Consider the following 24,402-nt stretch of genomic DNA (forward strand, 5'->3'; position numbering starts at 1 on the left):
TGAAGGTAGACGTCTTTTGACGTAGCACGCTGGGAAGGTGCTGCTTCACGATACTTTGCTTCAACATGTCTATCTCCTTGTATGGCTTTGTTTCAATTCCGACGTCGGCACCTATGAGGTTATCGGGCATGGTCAGATTGCGCGCCTATCCATCCGGATAGTCATAGGCTGGCTTATACCCGCCTTCGGGCAACACTTGCTCTATCCCTGCGATCCATAACGTGTCCGCGACTTGCTAGCCTGCCAGCTAACAGCCAGTTATCGAGATCAGCCATGGAGAAGAGGGATAGGCTTGATTTAGTGCTAGATAGTGAAGCGTGACTAGGTAGCGACTTATGAATTATTAAACTTCTTCTGGTCGGCTGTCGATGAATGTGGAGTTTGTTTGTCCATCTTGTCGATCTGCACTTTGTCGCTGGGTATGGACGTTATTGCCGGTTAACATTCCTTTTCTCTCCATCTTTCTTGAGTAGTCAGAAGCAGGCCAATCACAATCAGCGCTGCTCCGATAAAATCCGTAGTGCGTAATGACTCACCCAGTACCAGGTAAGCGAGCAGGACGCCAAAAAACGGATTGAGAAGGTGATAAGTTGATGCCGTTGCGGCTCCGCTGATTCGAATAAGCACCAGCCAGAGACTCATTCCACCGATGGTGACGACCAGTACCAAATGCGCAACGGCAATCATCGTACTGGTAGAAGGCATGGCAATCGGCTGCCCGAACGCTAAGGCTATGGGCAGGAGTACTGTGGTCCCGGCAATGGACTGCCAGAAATTGGCTTGCAAGACGGGAAGGCCTGTTCCTCGGCCGCGAAAGAACACAGTGCCACTCGCGAAGGCAAGCATGCCTGCTGTGGCCATCAGGACTCCCCAGATATCGATTGTTATGCCGCTAGCAACCCCTGAGATGACGACCACGCCAACCAAGCCTAGCGCCGCGCCGAGTAGCTTTATCGGTGAGAGTGGTTCTACACCCCACCATGCAGAAATCAATCCTGTAGCAAGCGGTGCGCAGCTCACAATAACGATAACGACCTGGGGCCGAACCGTTTGCAACGCAGCAAAACTCAACCCAAGATAGAGTGCGTTGTTAAGAACGCCGAGCAGCAGACCGTGGCTGATGGCGATGCGGTTATTTATGAATCCTCCGCTAATAAGGCAAACAGGAAGCATCAGTAGTGCGCTTAATAAGAACCGAATGGCTAGGAGAGTGAAAGGGTCGAAATCATCGAGCGCAACGGCTCCAGCAATGAATGCCGAACTCCAGATCATACTGAAAATAATGACTAAGCCGGCTAGCACAAGATTGTTCATTCAGCCTCCTACAAGCGGTAGCTTGCTTCCCGCCTATATCCTTTGGAGTACATGGTGGATGGGGGAGTGAAGGAATGGGAAATTAATTGTTTGATATTCATAATCAGTTAGGCTGATTTTGAACGTTGATGAGCTATATGATCGGCTCTACTCTACTCTCTGGACTCATTCGTAGCTGGAATCCCAAGTGGTGGATCTGCTGAACGAGCTGCTGCACCAAGGCGGCCCCAGGGTAGCCAATACAGGACAAGTCTTTTCCTGTTGCGGCATGGCGCTCAGCACCTCAGGGTGGTGGACGAAGGAAAGTGATGATGGCCATGAACGGGTGTAAAACGAAAGAACTGGGTTCTTTACCAATCGGGTCATCGATAATTCGGTAATGATCGTGCGGAGTGTTATATGTTTGATTGTCAACCGTCACCCTTGGGCGATAGGCGTGTCACCCTTGAGCATCTGCGCGCTTTCGTACTTTTAGCCGAAGGCAAGGGATTTCAGCAGGCAGGTCTTCAGCTTTACCGCAGCCAGTCTGCTGTCACGCAAAGCTTAAAACGGCTGGAAGACATATTGGGGTGTAAGCTACTGGAACGTCGCCAAGGCCACATTATGGGCTTGACGGCAGACGGTGAACGATTTCTACCAGCCGCCAATGAGATTCTGACTCGAACGTCTGAGGCAGTGAGTGCCATGAAGCAACCGGAAATTGCCGGACGCTTGCTTATTGGCGTTCCGGATGACTTCAAGGTTGTGGATCTCCATGATGCCATTTCTCGGTGTGCTGAGCTGAACCGAAATCTGCGTCTAGAAGTCGTCTCTGCGCTTTCTTCGCAACTACTCTACCAGATTGACAATAGTGGACTTGACCTCGTCATCCTAAAGTGCCTGGAAGATTTTGTACCAAGCGATAAGCGCTGGAGGAGTCATCTGTTGCGGAGAGAACCGCTCCATTGGGTGGCTGCACAACGGCATGTTTTTGAAAGTATGTCTGAAGTACCACTCGTCATCTTTCCTGATGGGTGTTGCTATAGGAGTGCAGCGCTTTCGGCATTGGATCGCAATGGTAAGCATGGGTACGGTGCCTATGTAAGCGCATCGTATGAGAATATTCGTGCTGCCGTGTCGGCTGGCCTTGGTATCGGTGTTCTGCCCGCAAGTGCGCTTGCGAACGAACATATCATTCTAGGCAAGCAAGAAGGTTTTCCGGAATTACCCATGGTGGAACTCGTTATGATTCAAGCAACAGATAAGTACGCTACCAAGCAGTTGGCAGACTTTCTTGCCCATTCCGCAACTATGAATCCGCGAAACGTTAATGAATATAGTGATCATAATGTGTCAGCGGAATCCTCAAGTGCGGGCATTTTTGGCTGAGGTGAGGGTGTCAGTTACAGAGTTATGTTTGTCTGGGCAATATGATTGAAAGTAGTTCGGTTTTGTCATTGCGATGTCATCGGTTCAGAGTCAGGCTCGTGTGAGGTGTTGTACAGTTCCCTTGCCACTTGTCCTTCAGCCGGTAGCTTTTTCTCTTGAGGGGGAGGACTGGTCGAGCGGTGCCGCAGGCACGCATTAGCCGAGCGTTCAAAAGTCGTGAGACGGTTCTGCAGGAGGTATGGGTGCCAGAGAAGTTCGTTGCTTTGGGTGGCAGGTCACTTTGGAGTCAGTCGATTGGCCCCGACCAGGGAGAGACGATTCTACTGGTTGCAGGCGCCAATGCATCAGCCCTGATGTGGCCGGATGAATTCGTCGATTTGCTCGTTTCCCAGGGATATCGCGTGATCCGATATGATCATCGCGATACAGGGCGCTCTACCTTCATGGCGTTTGATCAGGATCCCTACACCGTGGAGGACCTGGCGGCAGACGCTGTGTCGATTCTCGATGCGTGGGAAGCGGATAAGGTTCATTTTGTAGGTTTATCGATAGGCGCGACGTTAGGCCAAGTTCTTGCGCTGGATTATCCAGGCCGGCTAATGAGCCTGACGCTTATGTGTGGAGCGGCGCTTGATGTGGACTTCGTTGGCAATATTGCACGCGCCTTTTCAGGAGAGAGTTCGCCGGATGGTTTGCCCTTGCCCAATAAAGAGGTACTTGAAGCGCTTGCTGCGCGCGCAATCCCCTCCGGGAGCATGGAGGAAGAGCTGGATCGTCGCGTTAACGAGTGGAGGCTACTGTCAGGGGATCGGCTTGAATTTGACGAGTCAGATTTCCGGCTGCGTGAGCAATGTTGTATCGATCACGCCGGGACATGGGCGCAGCCTGGGAATCATGCGATGGCAACGCCTGTATCACTTCGTCGAGGGCAAGAATTAAGCAAGGTGGGCGTTCCCGCCTTGGTGATTCAAGGTTCTGAGGACCCACTTAACCCACCTCCCCATGGCAAACACATCGCAAACCTGCTGCCAAATGGCTGGCTGGTAGAAATTGACGGGCTTGGCCATTGTCTACCAAAGGCGTTGCTGCCGCGCATAGCCGATGAAATTGCCAATCATGCTGCGGGTGTTATTAAAGCGCTCTAATGCTTGCGTGGGCGTTGCTCGCGGCGTAACGGCTGGTTACGGTAAGCTAAAGAGCACTGACGATGGCTAGTGTAACCAGTACGGACGCAGGGACTACCGCATGGATGGCAGCCGCTCATTGCAACATGCCAGGTAGGGGCGGAAGCGTGCCAACCGGATCGCCATCAGCAATGCCCGCATCCTTGCCGTGGACGACCGCCAGGTCACCCTGCGCGTCAAGGATTATCGCGACCGTGATCGACCCAAACGGCTCGTGCTCGCTGGCGAAGAGTTCGTGCGTCGCTTCCTTCTCCACGTCCTGCTCAAGGGGTTGATGCGGGTCCGTCACTACGGCTTTCTGGCCAATCGTTGCCGGCGACTCGACACCGACCTACACCTGCCCGCATTGCCGGCAACCGACACTGCGGGTGATCGGGACACTCAGCCCCGGGCGATCCCTGCACGGCCGACTAGACAACCACGGACCCAACGTTATCGAACATGACCTAACGCTCTATTCACACAACGGACTCGACGAGTCGGCCCGCTTGCGGGTCGTGGCAACGCTCGTCCCGATGTTGGCTTTTGACCAATAGACGCGCTAGGTTGGGTTAAATCGGGTTCGAAAAGGGGTGAAAACATGGCCAATCTCACGGTCCGAACGCGACATCACAGGCCTGTACCCACGCGACCGGGTGCCTCCGGTTACGCTTCGGTCAATACAATACCCTATAGAAGCTGTGGTATCGCAGCCTGATGGGCGGCTTAGTCCAACAGGCATTTATCCGCCATGCTCTGCACGGTGAAAAAATGCTGAACTGTTAGCCACGGCAAACCTTTAAGGAGCATTCATGCCAAAGGGACAAAGAATAATAGTCTTCCTAGCTACGCTAGCATTACTTTTAGTTGGTTATATCGCGTTTAAATCGCCAATGGACGTTCTGAACAGTAAAGGGATTCTAATTATATCGGCGCTTATAATGCTGTCCTTTACAACTTTATTGGCTGAACATTTTTTTACGAGACCGACTGATGTGGTTGCGTCAGCGGTTTCTATCTTACTTCTACTTTCCCCACTCCATTCTGAGCTTAATGAGATGGGGTTGTGGTATTGGATAATTTGGGGATATAGTGCAGCTTTACTAGTCGTTTCCCTCGCGGCTCTTCTGATATTGAGTCCTGAAAAATCTCCGTCAGCGCGAATAAACAGAGTTTCGGCAATATTAAAAACAATTGCTATTCGTTTCGGTAACGGAAGATTCTTATGGTTTTCTTTTTTTGTGTTGTGCGTCCTTTTTTATGTTGATAGTCAGTCGCCGCTATTCATTGCATTATTCGCTTATGCAGCCGTCCTACTCCTTGTTGACCCAAAAAAGGCAATTATTTCATTTAACTCAGTAAATAAGCAATCAGAGTCAGCGGTAGCTGAACTATTTGGCATACAATCATCAAGCGCCTACTTGGCAAAAGTGTACCCTGACAGTCCTCCTATAAATCGGTTTGATGTTGCGGGTTTTGTATCAAACTCGGGGGGGCGAGATAAATGGATAGCGGGTCTTGTTATTGAAGCGTATGAGCTAAACGAACAGAGATGGATAAAGATTCTAACTGATGAATCATTTGGTGAACTGAAAGAGAAAACCACAGCCCCTAAATCACCCAAAAAGGGAGTTGTTCATTTATTGAACGTAGGTGGAGAGCTAGCTCTGGTTAGCCATTTGGTCGGGACGGTTTGTGAGGGCACAACCATTGAGAAGCTAAGGTTTGAATACGCATTTAATGTAAGAATTCAAGAAGGAGAGTTACTTCAAGTGTGCTGTGGTGTTAGCAACGTCCTATATCAAGTTGTAGAGGGTACGACCGGATCTGAAATTTTAGAATCTCGAAATGAAGCAGGGTTCATTATTGGAGAAGCAGTTCAACTAGGAATATGGAACGCAGAAAATCGAAGTTTTGATCGGTATGGGTGGGTGCCCAGCATGAATAGTCCGGTGTCAAAAGCTGAGACAATTGATATTCCCGACTGCCTTCCAAACGAATACCAAATAGGTAGCATCCCGAGCAGCAACTTTCCAGTATTTATAGATAGAGAAAGCGCTGTTACTCATCATTTAGCTATTTTAGGTGTAACTGGTTCAGGGAAATCTGTTTTTGCGAGAGATCTAATCCGTCAAATCGCGGATGAAGATGCAAAAGTTATATGCGTTGATTTTACCAATGAATACAAAGAAAAGCTAGCCGATTTAATCGGAAGTTCGTTGGTAGAAGGGCAGGCTGCAGAAGATTTGTTTTCCGCAATAGATACTATAAACGAACAAATGGATGAGTTTGCGAACAAACGGGATAAATTATTAATTTCACAAAAGGAAGGAGAGCTTCGCAACGGGTTTAAAGCGGCATTGCAATCTTTCGTAGCGAACGATGAAAAGGCTGTGTTGTTTGAGCTTCCAGATGTTACCAACACTGCTGGAATACTTGAATTTACAAAGTGGTTCTTTAAATCCCTCTTTGAACTAGCAAAAGCGAGCGAGTTGAATGGAAAAAAAGTATGTGTGGTTCTTGAAGAGGCGCATACTATAGTCCCTGAGTGGAATTTTTTGGGGGTTGATGACAAACGGTCTAGTTCGGTTGTAAACAGTATTGCTCAGATTGCGCTTCAGGGAAGAAAATATGGCGTTGGATTTATCGTAATCGGCCAACGGACCGCAAACATTTCAAAGACAGTTTTGACACAATGTAATTCAGTTGTTGCGTTCCAGCAATTTGATCGAACGAGTGCGGAATTTCTAGGTAACTACATGAGCTCAGACTATGTGGCGTCTCTCACTAGACTTAAACCGCGGCATGCAATTGCTGTTGGTAAAGCCTTTAGTAGCGGAACACCAATGATATTCTCTGTGCCTGAAATTGATGAGCCGCAGGCGCACGGTGGCTAACAAGTTGCTGCACACGGATAAATTACTCGCTGCGCTCCTAATTTACCGGTGAGCAAGGCGTTAAATGTGTAGAAGGAGATCGCCCTATGGCGCTGAAGGGAAGCTGTTTGTGTGGCAAGATAAGTTACGAAATAGACTCAGTGGATATGCCAATTGTGCACTGTCATTGTCAGACTTGTCGCAAAGCCCATGCGGCCCCATTTGCCTCTACGGCTGGTGTAAAGCGCGAGAATTTTCGTTGGCTCAAGGGCACGAGTTCTATGTCTACGTTCGAATCCTCGCCTGGAAAATTGCGCCATTTTTGCAAACACTGTGGTTCTCATTTGGTAGCAGAGAGGCCATCGCAGCCACATGTGATTGTTCGAGTGGCTACGCTGGACGATGAGCCTGAATTGAGGCCAGAGGCTCATATTTGGGTTTCACATGACGCACCATGGCTTGAGTACGACAGGGTACGCAAGCATAGAGAATGGCGTGACGACATTTAACTAGGCACGGCGACACCTTTTCCGTTGCGGCTTCGCCTCCACTACAAAGGCGCGCATGCTGGCAGCGTTAGGCGGAAAGAACGTGGAGAACGGAATGCGTCAAGACGAAATCAAGGAAATATTCGACCAACAGGCCGCTGGCTACGATACACAGTGGGCTAAGACGGCACCGATAAAAGATTGCCTGTACTTCCTTCTGGAATCGTTGCTTACTGAGTTACCTGTTGACGCACGAGTTCTTTGTGTTGGAGCGGGAACCGGAGCGGAGCTGGCCCACCTTGCCCAGAAGAATCCTGCGTGGCGGTTTACTGCGGTAGAGCCTTCCGGCCCTATGTTGGATCTTTGCCGACAACGAGCTGAAAAGAAGGGATTTGCGTCTCGTTGCCACTTCCACGAAGGCTATCTTGATTCACTCCAAGCCACCGAACCACATGACGCAGCCACTTGCTTTTTAGTGTCTCAATTCATCCTAGACCAACAAGCACGCTCCGAGTTCTTCCGAGAAATATCACGCAAGCTCAGGCCGGGAGGGATTCTTGCAAGTTCTGACTTGGCCTCGGATGTAGAGTCATCCGAGTATGAAGTGTTGCTTCGCGCTTGGATGAACATGATGGCAGCATCAGATATCTCGCCTGATGGGATAGATCGCATGCGAAAAGCCTATGCCAATGATGTTGGCGTTCTTCCACCAAGTAGAATCGCGTCAATTATTGAGTGCGGAGGTTTCGCGCCTCCCGTACAGTTCTTCCAGGCTGGATTGATTCATGCGTGGCTGTCAAAACGCGCCCCAAGCAATGCCGCCTAATTCTGGCGTTGGGCAGTACATGGAGGTTTCTCATGAGTTACCTGGTGTTTTGCACGTTCGATTTAAAGGACGCATCCAAGCAGGAGTACGACAATGCGTACTCCGATTTGGCAAAGATCGGCCTGAATAAAGTCATAAAATCAGACCAAGGTGGTGATGTCGTGATTCCGACGACATCGGTCATGGGAACCTTTAATGGAAACATTGCCACATCGGTTCGAAATGACATCAGAAGTAAGGTTCAGGCTGCGTTTCAACGGAGGGGCTTTAGTTCAGAGATTTTCGTCGTTGTTGGAGGTGACTGGGCATGGGGTGCCGGATCGACATGATCCGGCCCAACCATGCGCTCCAGCCGACCACTCAACCACTGCGCGGTTTCGCGTCGGCTGAGCTTCATCGTTATGCATAGGGAGTAAATGCATGGTTTTAGAGCTACCTGCACCAGAATTGCAAAACTCAGGGTCATTGGCTCGCTGTATTGAGGAACGGCGCAGCGTGAGGCAGTACACGAAGGTGCTGCTACCTATAGGTGTTTTGTCCCAATTGCTTTGGGCGGCCCTAGGAGTAACAGGGCCAGGCCAAAAAAGAGCAACTCCATCGGCAGGTGGCTTATACCCACTGCATCTACAAATTGTGGTGCAGCGTGTGTCGGCACTTGAGCCCGGTACCTATGAGTATGAGGCTGATAGCCATTCGTTGAAGCTGGTTGCTAACCGTGTTCCGGAAGAGGCAGTGCAGGAGCTAGGGATTGGCGATCAACCGTGGTTGAAAGAGGCGGCAATCGTTATCGGGGTTTCAGCGAAACTCGGAGATGCAGTTCGGCACTTTGAACCTCAGCCACCCCAGGGAGAGCGCGGTGCTCGCTATGTATATATGGAAACTGGGGCTCTAGCACAAAATGTTCATCTCCAGAGCACGGCTCTCGGACTTGGCTGTGTTCTGGTGGCAGGGTTTGATGATGCAAGGGTCAAGGAGGTGTTGAGATTACCCTCAAACATGGAACCAACTGCACTGCTGTGTATCGGGCAACGGCGGGATATTTAACGTTAGGTCTCTACGATGCACATTCTTATTACCGGTGCACCAGGTTCCGGAACCAGCACACTTGGCAAGGCTCTCGCCGGGGAGCTGAATGCCTCCTTCCTGGAGGCCGATGACTTTTATTGGCTGGAAACTGATCCGCCTTTCACGAAGAAAAGACCTGTAGAGGAAAGGCGCAGGCTGATGATGTCGAGCCTGGAAAGCTATCCGGACGCAGTTGTCTCAGGATCTGTGATGCAATGGGGCGAGGAAATTGAGAATGCTTTTGATGTGGTGATCTTTCTTTATGTGGAAGCTCATATCCGCTTGAAGAGGCTACGGGAAAGAGAGATCCATCTTTTTGGCGCTGCAGATCCCGATTTCCTGGAATGGGCGGCACAGTATGATCAAGGAACTGCGCCGGGAAGAAGTCTCGCCAGACACCGTGCATGGCTAGAACAACGCTCATGTTGCGTCATAAATCTGGAAGGGGCCATGTCGTTGTCTGAGCAAATAGAAGTTTTGAGACAGAAAGGCCTAACTAACCGCTTCAATTGACTGTCCAAAGTGGTGCCGCGCTTCGGCCGGCAACTGAGCTTTGGCGTTAGGTGTCTGAGGGCTGGTGAATTTGTAATGCCAGAAGCACCATCACGATGATGTGGATTTGCGCTTTACAACAACCGCAACGGCGATGGGCAGCAGATAGGTCAACAGAAAGATGGGTAACTCCTGCATAAACGTATAGCCGGCTTGCGTCACCCCTACCCAAACGTTCCAGCTGGTGATCGCGAGCCACACAGCTGCGAAAATGACCACAGGTGCCCAGCTACTGCTCGCTTGATGGTGAAACAGCTTGGCAAGTCCCGTAATGACTGCCCAAAGAACGATGCCCCCAACGATCATTAATAATGTTCTCATGCTTGTCTCCCGTCACTCTGGGTCTGAATCATTTGGATAGGAGTGTCGCCTCCGGCAAACTCTGCCGGAGGCGATAAAGCCTCAAGGGGTTATCGGGTCGTGTAGCCGCCATTCGCAAAGAGTGTCTGGCCAGTTATCCACCAGCCCTCCGATGCCAGGAATTTCACAATGGGGACAATGTCCTCAATCTTCGTGAGCTGATTCCCCATGCCCTGAGACTTGTGGAATTCGACGCGCTCCGGGGTTTCCTGACCGTAGAAGAACGGTGTATCCATCGGGCCTGGCCCAATATTGTTGACCGAAATCCCCCGATCGGACAGCTCTTTTGCCGCGGCACGGGTGAAGTGCTCCACGGGCGCTTTACCGCCGGCGTAGGTGGAGTAGCCGTCGGTGAATGCGGCCAGCAAGGCGGTCACGATGGTGATGAGCTTGCCATTATCGTTGAGGTGCAGGCCCGCCTCTTTAATAAAGAAATAGGCGGACTTGGCGTTAATGGCCATCATCTGGTCGAATTCTGCTTCCGTTGTTTCTATGATGGGTTTGCGCAGCACTTTCCCAACGGTATTGACCGCTACATCGATGCCCCCGAAGTGGTCTTTTGCCTGCTGAAAAAGCGCCGCTACGTTGGCAGCTTTCGTCAGATCGCTCTGGATCGCAATCGCGTTACGGCCCATACCTTTGATGGTGTCTACCGTTGCGCCTGCGTCTTTCTCGGTGGCATCGCTGTTGTAGTGCACTACGATGTCCATCCCGCTTGCGGCAAATTCCCGGCTGATAAGCCCACCGAGGTTCTTGGCGCCGCCAGAAACGAGTGCCACTTTCCCATTCAGATCGATCTTTGCCATGATTCCTCTCCTGCGGTTAGTGAAGGGGGCTCGGTACTCTGCTGCAGTTCCGATCGCCGTAGATTCAGATTATGAAATTGAGAAAAGCGCAGGAAGGGTGCTAATCTGCATTTATTAAATGCATAGAGCGCAATAAGAATGGGGCATGTCGAGCAACTCTTTGTTCGGGTGGTAGAGTCGGGCAGTTTCAAGAAAGCTGCAGAATACCTTAAGCTCGAACCCTCCTCCGTCAGCCGCCAGATCGCGGCACTGGAAGAGCGCCTCCAGGTCAGATTACTGCGTCGTTCCACGCAACGGACCACACCAACGGAGCTTGGGCAGCGTTATTACGAGCGTCTGCGGGTGATCCTGGATGATCAACTGGCGCTGGAAGAGGAAATCAAGAGCGGCGTTTCTCTGCTCACCGGTAAATTGCGTATCACTGCACCGGTGGATTTCGGCACCAGGTTCGTGGTTCCCGTCGTTTGCCAGCTGCAAGAGCAGGCTCCGGAATTGTCGGTAGAATTGTTACTGGGTAGCCCGTTTGAGAGCTTGGTGGAGAACGATCTTGATGTTGCTGTGCGAATCGGCGACCTGCCGAATTCCAGTCTGATCGCGAAACATCTGGGCCATAACAGGCGAGTGCTGGTCGCCAGCCCCGCGTATCTGGATAAGTACGGTACGCCGACATCTCTGGAACAACTGGAGTCGCACAATTTCATTCTGTACTCGTCCAGTCAGGCAAGAAGTGACATCGAATTTTCCGATGGAAATCGCTTTTCGCACCAGAAGATAAGAAGCAACATAACAGTCAACAGCGTTACCGCGGTGCGCAGACTGGTCCTCGAGGGCAAAGGGATACACCTTGGCCCTTTGTGGGTGTTTGAGGAAGATATTGAGAGCGGCAGACTGGTTCGTTTACTGCCAGACAGACCTTTACGAAGCTTTCCGGTGCACGCAGTTTATCCGGCACGCTCTTATCTGCCGGTTAAGGTTAAGGAGTTCGTCAGGCTGTTATCTGAGGAGCTGAGCTCACAGACCACTTAACGGAATCTGTGTATTCCTTATTGGGGTCGATCCTTGTTCGGCATCCCGAAAAATTCCTGACAATCGGCTGCACGGCGACCGATTTTCCACCGCTGCGCGGCTACAAAATTGACGCAAAGCGCCGCGTTACACATTGCAGGAGGCATCGTGATAGTCATCTATGGAATCAAAGAACACCTTAATCCGATCAAGGCTCAGCTCTCTGAGGTCATTCACGGATGCATGCAGTCCGTACTCGGAATGCCGGAAGATAAGCGGGCTCATCGTTTTATCCCGATGGATGCCGAGGATTTTTATTACCCCGGTGGCAGAACTCCAGCCTACACTGCCATCGAGATCAACATGATGCAGGGGCGAGCTCCGGAGACCCAAAAAGCTCTGATCAAGGAGTTCTTCAACAAGATTGAGTCTGTGGTTGGCATATCACCTGTGGACATCGAAGTGACAATTAAGGAGCAACCTGCCCATTGTTGGGGATTTCGGGGCATGACTGGAGACGAGGCACGTGACCTCAAGTACTCAGTTAATGTGTAACAAATCGCTCAAGTACGTTCCCGGCCTAAGGGCCGTCCACCGGACGTCCCTGACGGGCCGCCGCTTAGCTTCGCGTTAGGCCGTTTTGGCAGCACAGTAGAAAATTCAAGACTAGATGTCGATTATTCATCACTGTTATCGACTATATACGAGTACAACATGAATAAGCGAGGAACATAGGATGAGCAAAGTATTCGTTAACATTGGTCTTAGTCTCGATGGCTACATGGCACCGGAAGGGATGATCATGGAAGATCCCGAGTACAAGAATTGGGGCGAAAAGTGGGGCGCGCTAATGACTTGGCTCCTCAATCAACAGTATATGCGCAAGAAGCTCAACTTCGGCCCGGGGGGCGAGACTGGCCCGGTCAATGAAATGGTTCGCCACACCTTTGAGCGCACAGGCGCCAACATCATGGGTAAGCGAATGTTCGACCAAGGCGAAGTTAGTTGGCCAGAGGAAGCCCCGTTTCACACGCCGGTATACGTTCTTACCCACGAGAAACGAGACCCATGGGTGCGCCCTGGCGGAACGACGTTTTACTTCATCAATGAGGGGCCGGAGCGTGCACTGGCGCTGGCTCGGGAGGCGGCGGAAAATCGTGATATACGTATTTCAGGTGGCGCAGATGTGATTCAGCAGTACCTGATTTTGGATGCCATCGACGAGCTGGAGATTGCTCTGGCCCCCGTGTTGTTCGGCGGTGGGCGGCGTCTCTTTGAGAATCTACGCGAGCCTGGGCCGCAGTTTCGCATTGACACGGTTCTTGATGGTCCAGATGCCACACACTTGCGCTATATCCGTAAGTGATGGAGGCCTAACAAGCCGTGGCAGTTCGCGCCTGTCGGCGCCGGACTCGCTACGCTCGCCGCTGCACAGGGGCGTTAGGCGTTTGGAAAAGGAATAGCATATGAATCGAGTTCAAGAGCATTATGAGCAACACCTCGGACCCGTCTACACATGGATGGTCGGCGGGTTCGATTCAGCCCTGGAACGAGGTACCAAAGAGGTGGAGGCGATTGCTAACACCGTGGGTGAACGTGATCTGGCTGTCGATCTCGGCGCCGGCTTCGGCATGCATGCTATTCCACTAGCGCGGCGCGGTTTTGATGTGGTAGCTATCGATAATTGCCGGAGCCTGCTGGATGAACTGCGGATGAAAAGTGGTGAGTTATCGATTGAAGCCGTTGAGGATGATCTTCTCTCATTTCCTCTGCACTTGCCGGACAAGGCTAGCTTAGTGCTTTGCATGACCGACACGCTAACTCACCTAGCCGACAAAGGAGCTGTAATCGATTTAATTCGGTCGGTTTTTGATCACTTGGTTTCCGGTGGTCGCTTTGTTACGACATTCCGCGATTATTCTACACCGTTGCAAGCCGAGCAGCGATTCATCCCTGTTCGAAGTAGCCCGAACAGAGTGTTTACATGTTTTCTTGAGTACGGAGACAGCCACCTTACGGTCAACGATATCTTGTACGAATGGAACGGAAATGCATGGGAGTTTAGTGTCAGCGCTTACCAGAAGATACGTATATCGCCTGCGTGGTTGATCGATGAGTTAGAAAAAGTTGGGTTCAGCACAGCGCGCGAACAGACGCAGTCTGGAATGGTTCGCGTAGTTGCAGACCGCGTCTAACAAAGCACTGCTGTCGGACAAATTTTCCGCTGCGCTCCAAATTTGCCGCAGAGCGCAGCGTTATTTTCCTCAATACAGAATACATCCAGTTGAATCGGCTCAGTACATTAGTTACGGAAAACGATGATTCAAATGCATAATACGCCTGCTGAAGTACAAAAAGCCTACGACACGTGGGTACACCAGTACGATACAAACGAAAATCCTACGCGTGATCTCAACGCAAGGGTACTTCGCCAACAACCATTCGCACTTGCCGGTAAGTCAGTTATGGAGATTGGGTGCGGCACAGGAATCAACACGATCTGGCTTGCTGAGCACGCCCAGTCTGTTGTTGGAGTGGATATTGCGGAAGGCATGCTCAAGAAGGCACGTAGCCGTCTAGGCGAGGAGAAAGCATGCATGCTGCAAGCAGACATTACAAAGCCGTGGTCGTTTGATCTGGCATTCGATTTGGTCGTAGCCAACCTCGTGCTGGAGCACGTGCGAGATCTGAGCCACGTATTCAACGAGGCTCACCACATACTCTTGCCCAAGGGCTTGTTTTACATTGGCGAGTTGCACCCTTACAAGCAGCTTCGGGGAGCACAAGCGAAGTATCGTGATACTGAGACGGACCAGGATGTGCTGGTGCCAGCCTTCACTCATCACGTATCCGAGTATATTAACGAAGGTATCAAAGCTGGTTTTACGCTTTGTCGTATAGGCGAGTGGCAAAACGAAATGGACACTGATTTTCGTCTATTGACGTTGCTTTTCGAGCGCGCCTAATCGATGAGTAGCACATAATACCTGTTAGCCACTGCCTGCTCCCAGTCACACCTTGCGAGATGAGTAAAAAAAGAATAATCCATACTCATGGATGACTTTGAGTTCGACGAAGCCACAAGCCAAGTCAACGTGGATAAGAATGGAATCGACTTCGTGGCTGCCCAAGGGCTGTGGAAAGATCCGTATCTGCTGGAAATCCAGTCAAAATCAGAGGATGAACCAGGTTCTTGCTGATAGGTAAGATTGGTGACAGGCATTGGTCGGCTGTATCACATACAGGGAAAAAAGGAACGTCCCTAACGGGCCGCCGCTTCGCTCAGCATTAGGAACTCAAACATCCCCGTGACCCAACGAGAACTTCCGATATGGAAATACAGTGCGAATGCGGTAAATTCCGCGCCAAGCTCAAAGCCTTTCCCAATAATACACCGGGACGTCTGGTTTGTTATTGCGATGATTGCCAATCGTATCTACGTTACATTAAGCGCGAGGATCTGCTTGACGCCAATGGTGGCACGGAGGTGATTCCCGCGTACCCTGCCGATGTTGAAATTATCAACGGACAGGAGCACTTGAAATGCACACGGCTGGCGCCAAATGGGATGTTTCGCTTTTCCACCTCGTGTTGCAATACACCCGTCGCCAATACCCGTCCAAACACTCCGTGGATTGGCTTCCTGAGCTGTGTGTACACGGCTCGAGATTCCAACACACTCGATCAGGTGCTGGGGCCAGTTCGCAGCCGCATCATGGGCCGTTATGCAAAGGGAACGCCACCCGCGGGTACGCCCGCAAAATTCAATATGAAGGCTTTTGTAACCGTGTTGCCGTTCATACTTAAAGGCAAACTGCTCAAAAAAGTTAAGCCGTCGCCATTTTTTGCAGAAAACGGTGTTACGCCTATTGTACCTCCCTATGTGCTGAGCGAAGCGGAACGGTAGGCGGGATAGTATATTGTCCACAGATAAGCGCCTAACTCTGCGCTCAAGCGGACGGCCTTCGGCCACCGCTTACCTTGTACGTTAGCCGTCATGATGAATACAGCCGCGAAAATCGAACGCAAGAACAGGAGAGATACCGGGTGACAAAGCGAGACTTGACGCCTACGGAACAAGCGGCGATGCGCCTTTGGGAGGCGGCTGACAGCCGGAAACCTTGCGCACCGGTGCGCGGTCTCATCGGGGCCGACAACATCGCCTGCGCTTACGCGGTGCAGGAACTGAACATCGCGAAGCAAGTTGCTGCCGGAGCCCGCCCAGTGGGTCGTAAGATCGGCATGACTTCGGCCGCGGTTCAGAAGCAGCTTGGGTACCACGAGCCGAACTATGGAACACTTTTCGCGGACCGCGAGGGAACTAATGGAGAGCGAATTCCAGGCGACGGCTTGCTGCAGCCGCGAGCCGAATCTGAGGTCGCTTTTGTGCTCAGACGCGACCTTGATCGTGAAGAGTTGACCATGGCCGATGTCATGAGGGCAGTGGAGTATGCCGTCTGCGCGATTGAAATCATCGATTCTCGTATCGCGGGTTGGGACATTCGTGCAACCGATTCAATCGCTGACAACGCATCGTGCGGGATGTACGTTCTTGGCAACAAACCGCGTCGGATCAATGAGGTCGACATGGCACTTTGCGGCATGGTTTCGAGATTGAACGGCCAAATATCTTCAGTTGGGGTAGGCGGCGCCTCGCTCGGCCACCCTCTTGTTGCGCTACTCTGGCTTGCGCGAGCGGTCACTGCTGTCGGACAGCCCCTGAAACAGGGCGATATTGTCCTCAGTGGAGCCTTGGGTCCGATCGTGCCCCTCTCAGCGGGCGACTTGTTTGAAACCGAAATCGATGGTTTTGGCTCGGTACGAGTCGCGTTGTCTCGTGATGACGGCTAACAAGCGCATCGAGGCCGACTTTCGCAAGCAGGCGTTGCCCGCTTGCTCGGCGGCTCATGCGTGGCATTAGCTCGTAGTGCCTTGTTCCTTTTTGTTGGCTTGGTGCCACCGGCCTTGGCCGAAAACGGGTAGAAAAATCGGTAAGGTTCGTGGTTTTGCCAAGGCCGGTCCGTGCGGCAGCGTTTACATCCACTCCCAGGATTAGCCGCCATTCGGTCGCACGTTCCCGGGGATGGTTGAGGGTTGAAAGCCGACTCTTCAGCTCACTCCGGCTTTCAAATGATCATCCAAGAATTCGCGAATTGCCGGTATGATCACTTCACCGTGGGTTTCCAGGGCGAAGTGCCCCGTGTCATAAAAGCGAATGTCTGCGTGAGGAATATCCCGCTTCCAGGCCTCAGCGCCGGGTGGGCGGAAAAAAGGATCATGCTCTCCCCAGACGGCGAGCAATGGCGGTTGGTACTCTCGGAAATACGCTTGGAATTCCGGGTATTTTTCAACGTTGGTCGCGTAATCCAACAACAGATCGAGTTGAATATCCGCCATACCGGGGCGTGATATCTGGGCACCCTCCAGCGTGTAGGTATCCGGCGAAACAAGGCCCGTATCGCTGACCCCTTCCACATATTGCCATTTAATGGAATCCGGTGTCGGGAAGTCACTGAGCGCTTCGCGGTTTTCCTTCGTGGGGTTGTTCCAGTACTTCCGGATCGGTTCCCATCCTTCTGAAAGGCCTTCCTCGTACGCATTGCCGTTCTGCGAAATAATCGCTGTCACTTTTGACGGATAGGCCAGTGCCAAACGCCATCCTACCGGCGCGCCGTAGTCGTGAACTGCAATGGCATAGCGGTTGAGTTTTAATTGATCGGTGAATTGATCGATAGTCTGCGTCAGGTTGTCGAAGGTGTACTTGTATTGGCTGCGCTCGGGAGACTCTGTATAGCCAAAAGCTGGCAAATCCGGGGCAACGACGTGATAGTTGTCTGCAAGTGCTTCGATGACATCGCGCCACATGTAAGACGAGGCAGCGAACCCATGCAGTAGCAGAACCGTCGGTGCTGCGGGGTCCCCGGCTTCGCGATAGAAAACGTTGACATCATGCACCTTCTCAAAGCGGTAGTGGGTCTGCTGCGTTCTCTGTGAGGAAGAATCTATAGCCTTTGCTGGCGGAGCGTCCGCGTTAGAAGCGGGTGTGTTGGGGTATCTATGTGTCATGGCCAGCTCCTTAGTAACCTTTAAAATGTGTTTTTGAAGGTTACTAAGGGTGGTGGTAACCTGTCAACATCATTTTTAAGGGTTGCTTTCATGTCATCGGAAATTTCGCCACCGTTTATCGCGGGGAATCTCGCTCTCGACTTCATCAACACGCTCTTTGGCACAGCAAGTCATCAGCATGAGTGTCTGGATGATGACAGTAGCGTCGTCCAGTGGCTCGGCCAGGCCGGTGTGTTAACTGAAGATCTTGAGTCTCCGCCCACTGGGCTGTTGCAGCTTGCCCGTGCGCTTCGTGAGGACATGAGGATGTTGGTCATCTCTGCCAAAGACGGACGAGCAGCGAATACCGATCTCGTTAATCGTGTTCTTGAACGCGGTCGTCCCATCGAGAGGATTGAATGGCAGCCAGCGAAAGGCGTATTCGAGAAACAGCAGTACCGACGCAACCTGGAGGGTGAGAGCCTGTTGCAGCCTGTGGCTCTGGCCTTGGTCAGATTGCTGACGGAAGAAAGCCTGCAGCTTGTGAAGGAATGTGAAGCCTGTGATTGTGTCTTGCTGTTCCACGATCAAACGAAATCGCATCGCCGTCGCTGGTGCAGCATGGCTGCCTGTGGCAATCGGATGAAGGCGGTTGCATACCGTGCCAGAAGAAACGCCAAATAAGTTTTCGATAGGAATGAGCGACAATGTACCGATTTTCCACAGTTCTTTTTGCCCTGCTGGACTTCCCCCGGTCTTGGTGAGAGCTGTGGATGCGGCATGAATTTAACAAGTGCAGGCAAGGGACTCTCCTGATGTCGCGACCCTGCTGCTGGCGTTAGCTGCTACTGCCTTGTTCCTGTTTGTTGGCTTGGTACCACCGGCCTTGGCCTAAAATGGGTAGCAAAACCGGCAAGGTTGGTGGTTTTGCCAAGGCCGGTCCTCAGAATCCGCGGTCAGGTTGGTAGCTCAATCTGTCGCAGGTGTTGGTATTAAAATCGGTGCTTGCCTTGTGGGGCCGTCCGCCGAAAATTGGTTTCGGATCTGCTAATCTGAAGTCCAGGTTCGTTCACCGCATCATCGGCGGTGGTTTTAATCATGGTGCATCGGCAGGTTTCGGTGCAAAAGGAACGGAGCAAGCCGTTGTGTTGGTTGCCAGGGATCAGGTTTCACCGCAATCCCTTTACTCTCAGCTAACTATGCCAGTCACGGCGACGGTTACTGCATTGCGGCTGCGCCTCCATTCCGTAACCGCGCGTGCTGAGCGGCATTATACTGTTTGAGAAAATAGGAGGCCTTTTGCGCGAGTTCAAAAACCCGGAAACCGTCCATCGTCCGTTTAGCAATTACACGCATTGCGTAGAGGTTCAGAACCCTACAAAGTTCCTCTTTTGCTCTGGCCAGGTACCAGCCGATGAAAACGGCCATCTATTGCCGGCAGATGATTTCATAACGCAAGCCGAACAGGTCTTTAAAAATATTGCTGCTGTTCTTGCAAATTCCGGGGCCGAGCTACGACACGTTGTCCGTCTTGTGACCTACCTTACGAGGCAAGAAGACGTTGCAGCGCTCCGCAAGGTACTTGAACGTACGTTCGGTACCGAGCCACCGGCAAATTCGGTCGTCTTGGTGACCGGGCTTACGGAATCGAGTATTTTGCTTGAAGTCGAGGCTACAGCGGTTATCTAGCTTGCGGGCACTCTTAATGTGTAATGAGGCGCTGCAGTTTGACCGCCCAAAGCGCTGCCGCGCTTCGGCCGGCAACTGAGCTTCGGCGTTATGCATATATCGAAACCCTCCAATATTGGACGTATTTATGACAATTTGTGTCCGGGTTTCTTTCGGCGGCTTGTTGGCTGAGGGCAAACGTAATAAAGGTTACCCGTGAACAAGAGGTAGAGAGGCGAAAAAAAAAGCTGAGAATAAAGGAGAAACACCAATTTGAGCTGGAGTCTCATTAGATGGTTGGGATAGGTCGGGTACATTTCGTGCTCAATCACGTTGGAACTCGATTGCCGCGTTAATGGCAGCCCTTTCACTCTCGGCGCAAGCGTTCTCGCTATTGCTGCAAAATGCATAACCATGCCATCACATTCGCTCCCTTTGGTCGCTGGACGCTCGTACCTCGTGCCGTTTATAGCGGGCGTTATACGGGGCGGGCGATACAGAGTTACTGACCCCCTGAGTGAAAAGGGTATAGGAGATTCAACATGGGAGATTACCGTGTCAGCTTCGTATCTGCAGACGACCAGCCTGAGTGGCGGTCTTTGTTTGAGGGGTATGCAGAGTTCTATAAAACCTCATTGACTGATGAGGTCGCAGATCAGGTATGGGATTGGCTCGTGGATCCTGGCCACGTCTTGGCGGGTTTGATTGTCCGGGGTGAGCAGAACAAGGCGTTGGGGATCGCTCATGTGCGTGCATGTCCCCGTTCCTTGAGCGGCTGCGATATTGGCTTTGTCGACGACATGTTCGTTGACCCTGATGCGAGAGGCTCAGGTGCCGCCGACGCCTTGGTCGCTCGGTTACAGGAATTGGCGGAGGAACGAGGTTGGCCTTCCATTCGTTGGGTTACGCAGCACTTTAACGAGCGCGGTCGTGCTTTTTATGACCGCTATACTGGTGGTCCAACTGATTTCATTATGTACCAGTTGAAGTGTAGCTGAGTGGTGTCTCTTACAGCGTCTAGCCAGGCGCGCCAGCTGGATGGCTCTTTCTCCGCACTGCTCCAAAAAAGCCACTTCTGCGCTCTCCGTTAAAGCTAAAGGACGACTCTCCATGATCACCGGCTCTTGCCACTGCAGCGACATTGAGTTTTGTATACACGAAAACGAGTTGACCGTTCGCTATTGCTATTGCACTACATGCCGCAAGCTTAGTGGCTCGGATTACTCTTCGGTTGCTCGCGTTGCGAGGCCTTCGTTTACGATCACGAAAGGCGCCGAGTCTCTGGCTGCATATGAATCCAGGCCCGGCAAGCTTAGGTATTATTGCTCTAAATGCTTTTCGCCAATCTATGTGACTACTGACAACGAGCTTTCCTTTTTGCGTGTTCGTTTAGGACTATTAGATGGAAGTCCAAGGGTTAAAGTGACTGGCCATATGTGGGTAAGTGAAAAGCCAACGTGGCGGACCATAGAAGATTGTCTTCCAGTGTATATGCATGAGTATACTGGTGAATAGCGGCGGCTATGACAAGCAAGGGCAAGCGATGCCGCAAAGCGGCGCGCCTGCTTTGGACGTTATGTCTTGGGGTGAATTTCAATGCCGGAATTGAGCTTACTCGTAGTAAGAGTGTCCGATCTGGAAAGATCGCGATCATGGTACGAGCGCCTCGGTTTCAAGTTTTCTGAAGAGCAGCATGGCGACGGACCCGTCCATTACGCAGCGGAGGAAGCCAATTTTGTCTTCGAGATATATCCGGAATCGGCATCCAACCCCGTGTCATCGGCTGTAAGGCTGGATTTCCGGGTGCAAGATGTGCGCGAGATTGTCGATACCCATGTTCCATCTGCGTCAGTAGTGGGTGAGCCCGAGATAAGGTCTGGCCGCTTAAGCGCGGTGTTGGTTGATCCGGACGGCATCAAGGTGGAGATAAGTGAAGCTAAGACATAACACGGCGCTCGACGTGACGGGGTTCCGCTTCGCTTCACCCAGCACGTTAGCTCTGCGTTATGTTGCAGGATGAATGCAGATGATGGACGAGCAACAGTCTCTGCACGATGCCATTTATGAAGACGTGGCGTTGGCGCCTTACGACGCCCGTTGGGTGTCGCAATTCGCTGCCGAGCGGGATCGGCTCTTCGCCCTGTTCCCCGGCGACTTCATTGCAGTCGAGCACTTCGGCAGTACGGCGGTGCCTGGGCTCTCCGCAAAACCCATCATCGACATTTTGGCAGGCGTCGACTCCATGTCGCATGCTGACACACTTATTGATCCGCTGTGTCGTGCAAAGTACACCACTTCGGCCGAATTCAACGCCACGCTTCAGGAACGCCGATGGCTCATGCGCTGGGCTAATGGCCATCGAACCCATCACCTTCACATCGTCGTGTACGGTGGACCGGAGTGGAGACGGCGCTTGGCGTTTCGGGAAGCGCTGAGGTCGAACCCAGCGCTTGCTGCCCGGTATGAGCAGCATAAGCAGAGGTTAGCGGCGGAATTCAGAACTGATCGCGAAGCGTACACTGATGCAAAAGCAGAGTTCGTACGCGAGGTGCTAGCGAGCTATGCAACATAACGCGGCGCTCAACCGGACGCTCGTACCTCGCGCCGTTTTGCAAGCGTTAAACCCAATATCGAATTCCGAGGTGTACATACCGTTGCGAATAGATGAAGTGCCGCCTTCAGAGGCGCCGATGGACCTACTTCTTTTGGCAGACCCCTCTGAAAATGCGATCAAAGAGTACCTGAATCAGTCCAGGTGTTTCGTCGCCTATGCCAACGATATGGTGGTCGGCTCTTGTGTCCTCAAGCCGATCGCGGGAGGAATGGTAGAATTGATGAACATTGCCGTTTCACCATCGCATCAACAGAGTGGCATCGGAACGCGACTTCTGAAACATGTTATCGATAGAGTGAAGGAGTCAGGTGCCAAGGGCCTGGAGGTTGGGACTGGCAGCTTCGGTTACCAACTGACCTTCTACCAACGGCAGGGTTTCAGGGTTGATCGCATCGATAAGAACTTCTTCTTGAAGAACTATTCAGAGCCAATCGTTGAAGATGGAGTGCAGCACAAGGATATGCTTAGGTTGACTCTCGAATTTTGTGGCGATACGTCATACCAACGAACTGTTTGACAATGCAATGCACGCGGCAAGTGCGTGATTGTGGTGTTATGCATACGAGCGCGAACCCCAAACCCCCCGAGTCAGCCATCTGGCTCGGGGGGTTGTCGTTTGTGTCGTTGAATGATTGGTTAGCGATCGATGGTTATCGCGAGGGGATTTCTCCGCACTGCTCTGAGCAACACCCTTCTTGACCAGGAAGTGAGTAACGGTGTCGGCATCGGAGCTATCGCCATGAGGGCACCGGACAGCGGGCCTACTGTGGAAACACTGCCATCCATAATTTGAATGCCTTCCTCATACACACCTTCACACCTTCTTGGACTCCGGCTGAACACGCATTTTTTCTGTATTAGATCCAACGAACGTCATGGCACGGACATGTCCATGTAATCTCCTTTTCCCATACTTTTCCCCTGCTAGCCAGGCGCGAGGGATTGCTGGCTCGAGCATCGCTAATATGAGTGCGAATCCAAGGGAAGTCATTCATGCAAAGGCTTTTTCGATCAGTGGCGAGCGGGTGATCTGAGCGTTATGACAGTCGTGACGCGGACGGAATGTGATGTACATGGTAACGGCACGCTGGCTCTGCATGATCTCCATGTAGCCTTCGATGGGATGCCGGCGCTGCGAGGCGTTGATCTAGACCTGCAGTCGGGCGAGTTTCTGGCCCTGCTGGGGCCGTCGGGATGCGGCAAGACCACGTTGCTGCGGATTATTGCCGGTTTAATGGCGCCGAATCGGGGGCGCGTCGCCATCGGGGGAATGCACGCCGCCGATGGTTCGGTTGGCTACAGCCTGCCACCGGAGCGACGCGACATCGGCATGGTGTACCAGGACTATGCGCTGTGGCCACACCTCACCGTGGCCGGAAACGTGGCATTCCCACTGGAAGTGCGGGGCGTGGGCCGCTCGGAGCGTCGCCGCCGGGTTGCCGAGGTGCTGGATCTGGTGGGACTGACAGCACTTGCTGAGCGATCCCCCGGAACGCTCAGTGGCGGTCAGCAGCAACGCGTCGCATTAGCCCGCGCCCTGGTGGCACGGCCCGGGATTGTGCTGTTCGATGAGCCCTTGTCCAACTTGGATCGAGAACTGCGGGAGACCTTGGCGGACGAAATTGCCGACACCGTCCGCCGTATGGGGGTCACCGCCGTCTACGTGACCCACGATCAGACCGAGGCCTTCGGTGTTGCGGATCGGGTGGGTGTACTGGTGGACGGCCGGCTGCGTCAGGTGGCGCCGCCCGAGACCATCTTTCGCGACCCCGCCGACCGCGCCGTGGCGGAGTTTATCCGCGCTGGGGAGCTGGTGGACGGCAAGGTTGACAAACACAGCGGTCGGCTACGTGCGGATACCGGCGGGGTGCTGCTGCCCCTCACAGTAGGTCGAGCCGGACAGCGTGGCCGCATGCTGTTGCCGCGCAATGCGTTGTCACCGGCGGCGGAGGGCGATGGGCATATCGCGGCCAACGTGGTGCGCTGCCGATACCGCGGTGACGTCTATGCCGTCCGGGCCCGTCTTGGGGGCGTGATGGGCCCGGAAGTGGAGTTTCATACCACCACGGCACCGGATAGAGATACCACGGTGCCGTTGGTGGTGGACGCTGGCCAGTGCCGCTTTTTTCCGGAAAAGGAATGGGCCGGGGAGGGGGAGACCGTCGATGAGCCCGAGGATGCACCCGTTCCATTGCGGCGGCCAGTCTCTGAGCAATTCTGAGCAATCATGCAAAAACGATCGAGTGGAGAGA

28 protein-coding genes and 1 pseudogene are annotated in these 24,402 nt (G+C 52.5%); 25 read left to right on the top strand and 4 right to left on the bottom strand.

Annotation, left to right across the window (positions count from 1 at the left end):
* Positions 1-438 precede the first annotated feature (438 nt).
* Entirely contained in the window at positions 439-1,314 is an 876-nt protein-coding gene (locus tag FVV99_RS16990) for a DMT family transporter (protein WP_148255327.1), read from the bottom strand.
* A gap of 399 nt (positions 1,315-1,713) precedes the next feature.
* Here FVV99_RS16990 and FVV99_RS16995 point away from each other — a divergent pair, with 399 nt between their 5' ends.
* From FVV99_RS16995 to FVV99_RS17035, 9 genes and pseudogenes are all read left to right on the top strand, one after another.
* Positions 1,714-2,682 carry a LysR family transcriptional regulator gene (locus FVV99_RS16995; RefSeq protein ID WP_148255328.1) on the top strand — a complete coding sequence of 323 codons (969 nt, stop codon included), beginning with the start codon at positions 1,714-1,716 and terminating at the stop codon, positions 2,680-2,682.
* Positions 2,683-2,924: 242 nt separating this feature from the next.
* Entirely contained in the window at positions 2,925-3,827 is a 903-nt protein-coding gene (locus FVV99_RS17000; protein WP_201745135.1) for an alpha/beta fold hydrolase, read from the top strand.
* 154 nt (positions 3,828-3,981) lie between these two features.
* Positions 3,982-4,311 (top strand): annotated as a pseudogene (locus FVV99_RS19100) (transposase); the annotation flags it as partial.
* A 346-nt stretch (positions 4,312-4,657) separates the two neighbouring features.
* The gene (locus FVV99_RS17010; protein ID WP_148255329.1) at positions 4,658-6,742 is read left to right on the top strand and encodes an ATP-binding protein; all 2,085 of its coding nucleotides are present in this window, start codon (positions 4,658-4,660) and stop codon (positions 6,740-6,742) included.
* An 86-nt stretch (positions 6,743-6,828) separates the two neighbouring features.
* A complete protein-coding gene (locus FVV99_RS17015) occupies positions 6,829-7,230 on the top strand; it encodes a GFA family protein (RefSeq protein ID WP_148255330.1) in 402 nt (133 codons plus the stop codon).
* A 94-nt stretch (positions 7,231-7,324) separates the two neighbouring features.
* The gene (locus tag FVV99_RS17020) at positions 7,325-8,035 is read left to right on the top strand and encodes a class I SAM-dependent methyltransferase (RefSeq protein WP_148255331.1); all 711 of its coding nucleotides are present in this window, start codon (positions 7,325-7,327) and stop codon (positions 8,033-8,035) included.
* A 32-nt stretch (positions 8,036-8,067) separates the two neighbouring features.
* Positions 8,068-8,364, top strand: coding sequence for a hypothetical protein (locus tag FVV99_RS17025; protein ID WP_148255332.1), 297 nt, complete (start codon positions 8,068-8,070; stop codon positions 8,362-8,364).
* Positions 8,365-8,455: 91 nt separating this feature from the next.
* Positions 8,456-9,079, top strand: coding sequence for a SagB/ThcOx family dehydrogenase (locus FVV99_RS17030; protein WP_148255333.1), 624 nt, complete (start codon positions 8,456-8,458; stop codon positions 9,077-9,079).
* 15 nt (positions 9,080-9,094) lie between these two features.
* The gene (locus FVV99_RS17035) at positions 9,095-9,613 is read left to right on the top strand and encodes an AAA family ATPase (RefSeq protein WP_148255334.1); all 519 of its coding nucleotides are present in this window, start codon (positions 9,095-9,097) and stop codon (positions 9,611-9,613) included.
* Between the two features lie 90 nt (positions 9,614-9,703).
* Here FVV99_RS17035 and FVV99_RS17040 read toward each other — a convergent pair whose 3' ends face one another.
* Positions 9,704-9,973: a hypothetical protein gene (locus FVV99_RS17040; RefSeq protein WP_148255335.1), complete on the bottom strand. Its 270-nt coding sequence runs from the start codon at positions 9,971-9,973 to the stop codon at positions 9,704-9,706.
* Positions 9,974-10,062: 89 nt separating this feature from the next.
* A complete protein-coding gene (locus FVV99_RS17045; RefSeq protein ID WP_148255336.1) occupies positions 10,063-10,818 on the bottom strand; it encodes an SDR family oxidoreductase in 756 nt (251 codons plus the stop codon).
* A gap of 138 nt (positions 10,819-10,956) precedes the next feature.
* On the opposite strand from FVV99_RS17045, the gene FVV99_RS17050 reads away from it, so the two are divergent.
* From FVV99_RS17050 to FVV99_RS17085, 8 genes are all read left to right on the top strand, one after another.
* Positions 10,957-11,844 carry a LysR family transcriptional regulator gene (locus FVV99_RS17050; RefSeq protein ID WP_148255337.1) on the top strand — a complete coding sequence of 296 codons (888 nt, stop codon included), beginning with the start codon at positions 10,957-10,959 and terminating at the stop codon, positions 11,842-11,844.
* Between the two features lie 147 nt (positions 11,845-11,991).
* Positions 11,992-12,378, top strand: coding sequence for a tautomerase family protein (locus FVV99_RS17055; RefSeq protein ID WP_148255338.1), 387 nt, complete (start codon positions 11,992-11,994; stop codon positions 12,376-12,378).
* Between the two features lie 181 nt (positions 12,379-12,559).
* Complete coding sequence (locus FVV99_RS17060) at positions 12,560-13,189, top strand: dihydrofolate reductase family protein (RefSeq protein WP_148255339.1); 630 nt, start codon at positions 12,560-12,562, stop codon at positions 13,187-13,189.
* Between the two features lie 100 nt (positions 13,190-13,289).
* Positions 13,290-14,018 carry a class I SAM-dependent methyltransferase gene (locus tag FVV99_RS17065; protein ID WP_148255340.1) on the top strand — a complete coding sequence of 243 codons (729 nt, stop codon included), beginning with the start codon at positions 13,290-13,292 and terminating at the stop codon, positions 14,016-14,018.
* Between the two features lie 123 nt (positions 14,019-14,141).
* Complete coding sequence (locus tag FVV99_RS17070; protein WP_148255341.1) at positions 14,142-14,789, top strand: class I SAM-dependent methyltransferase; 648 nt, start codon at positions 14,142-14,144, stop codon at positions 14,787-14,789.
* Positions 14,790-14,876: 87 nt separating this feature from the next.
* A complete protein-coding gene (locus FVV99_RS18710; protein ID WP_201745137.1) occupies positions 14,877-15,023 on the top strand; it encodes a BrnT family toxin in 147 nt (48 codons plus the stop codon).
* Positions 15,024-15,154: 131 nt separating this feature from the next.
* The gene (locus FVV99_RS17080) at positions 15,155-15,730 is read left to right on the top strand and encodes a DUF6151 family protein (RefSeq protein WP_148255342.1); all 576 of its coding nucleotides are present in this window, start codon (positions 15,155-15,157) and stop codon (positions 15,728-15,730) included.
* A gap of 140 nt (positions 15,731-15,870) precedes the next feature.
* Complete coding sequence (locus tag FVV99_RS17085) at positions 15,871-16,674, top strand: 2-keto-4-pentenoate hydratase (protein WP_201745138.1); 804 nt, start codon at positions 15,871-15,873, stop codon at positions 16,672-16,674.
* Between the two features lie 258 nt (positions 16,675-16,932).
* Here the strand turns inward: FVV99_RS17085 and FVV99_RS17090 are convergent, their stop codons facing one another.
* Positions 16,933-17,889, bottom strand: a complete 957-nt coding sequence (locus FVV99_RS17090; RefSeq protein WP_148255343.1) for an alpha/beta fold hydrolase — start codon at positions 17,887-17,889, stop codon at positions 16,933-16,935.
* Positions 17,890-17,916: 27 nt separating this feature from the next.
* On the opposite strand from FVV99_RS17090, the gene FVV99_RS17095 reads away from it, so the two are divergent.
* The 8 genes from FVV99_RS17095 (at position 17,917) to FVV99_RS17130 (ending at position 24,371) form a co-directional block, all read left to right on the top strand.
* Positions 17,917-18,552, top strand: coding sequence for a CGNR zinc finger domain-containing protein (locus FVV99_RS17095; RefSeq protein ID WP_236645448.1), 636 nt, complete (start codon positions 17,917-17,919; stop codon positions 18,550-18,552).
* Positions 18,553-19,167: 615 nt separating this feature from the next.
* Positions 19,168-19,557 carry a RidA family protein gene (locus FVV99_RS17100; protein WP_161599034.1) on the top strand — a complete coding sequence of 130 codons (390 nt, stop codon included), beginning with the start codon at positions 19,168-19,170 and terminating at the stop codon, positions 19,555-19,557.
* Between the two features lie 521 nt (positions 19,558-20,078).
* On the top strand, positions 20,079-20,534 hold the full coding sequence (locus tag FVV99_RS17105) for a GNAT family N-acetyltransferase (protein WP_148255345.1): 456 nt from the start codon (positions 20,079-20,081) through the stop codon (positions 20,532-20,534).
* A 112-nt stretch (positions 20,535-20,646) separates the two neighbouring features.
* Positions 20,647-21,051 (top strand): GFA family protein, encoded by a 405-nt coding sequence (locus FVV99_RS19105; RefSeq protein WP_161599035.1) that lies wholly within the window; start codon positions 20,647-20,649, stop codon positions 21,049-21,051.
* A gap of 81 nt (positions 21,052-21,132) precedes the next feature.
* The gene (locus FVV99_RS17115) at positions 21,133-21,483 is read left to right on the top strand and encodes a VOC family protein (RefSeq protein ID WP_148255347.1); all 351 of its coding nucleotides are present in this window, start codon (positions 21,133-21,135) and stop codon (positions 21,481-21,483) included.
* Between the two features lie 79 nt (positions 21,484-21,562).
* A complete protein-coding gene (locus tag FVV99_RS17120) occupies positions 21,563-22,108 on the top strand; it encodes a GrpB family protein (protein WP_236645449.1) in 546 nt (181 codons plus the stop codon).
* Entirely contained in the window at positions 22,098-22,667 is a 570-nt protein-coding gene (locus FVV99_RS17125) for a GNAT family N-acetyltransferase (protein WP_201745139.1), read from the top strand. Before FVV99_RS17120 ends, FVV99_RS17125 begins: the two co-directional genes overlap by 11 nt.
* Positions 22,668-23,189: 522 nt before the next feature.
* On the top strand, positions 23,190-24,371 hold the full coding sequence (locus FVV99_RS17130; protein ID WP_148255348.1) for an ABC transporter ATP-binding protein: 1,182 nt from the start codon (positions 23,190-23,192) through the stop codon (positions 24,369-24,371).
* Positions 24,372-24,402: the final 31 nt, after the last annotated feature.

Origin of the sequence: Aidingimonas lacisalsi (assembly GCF_008079445.1) — a bacterium.
In the GTDB taxonomy this organism is placed as follows: Bacteria; Pseudomonadota; Gammaproteobacteria; order Pseudomonadales; family Halomonadaceae; genus Aidingimonas; species Aidingimonas lacisalsi.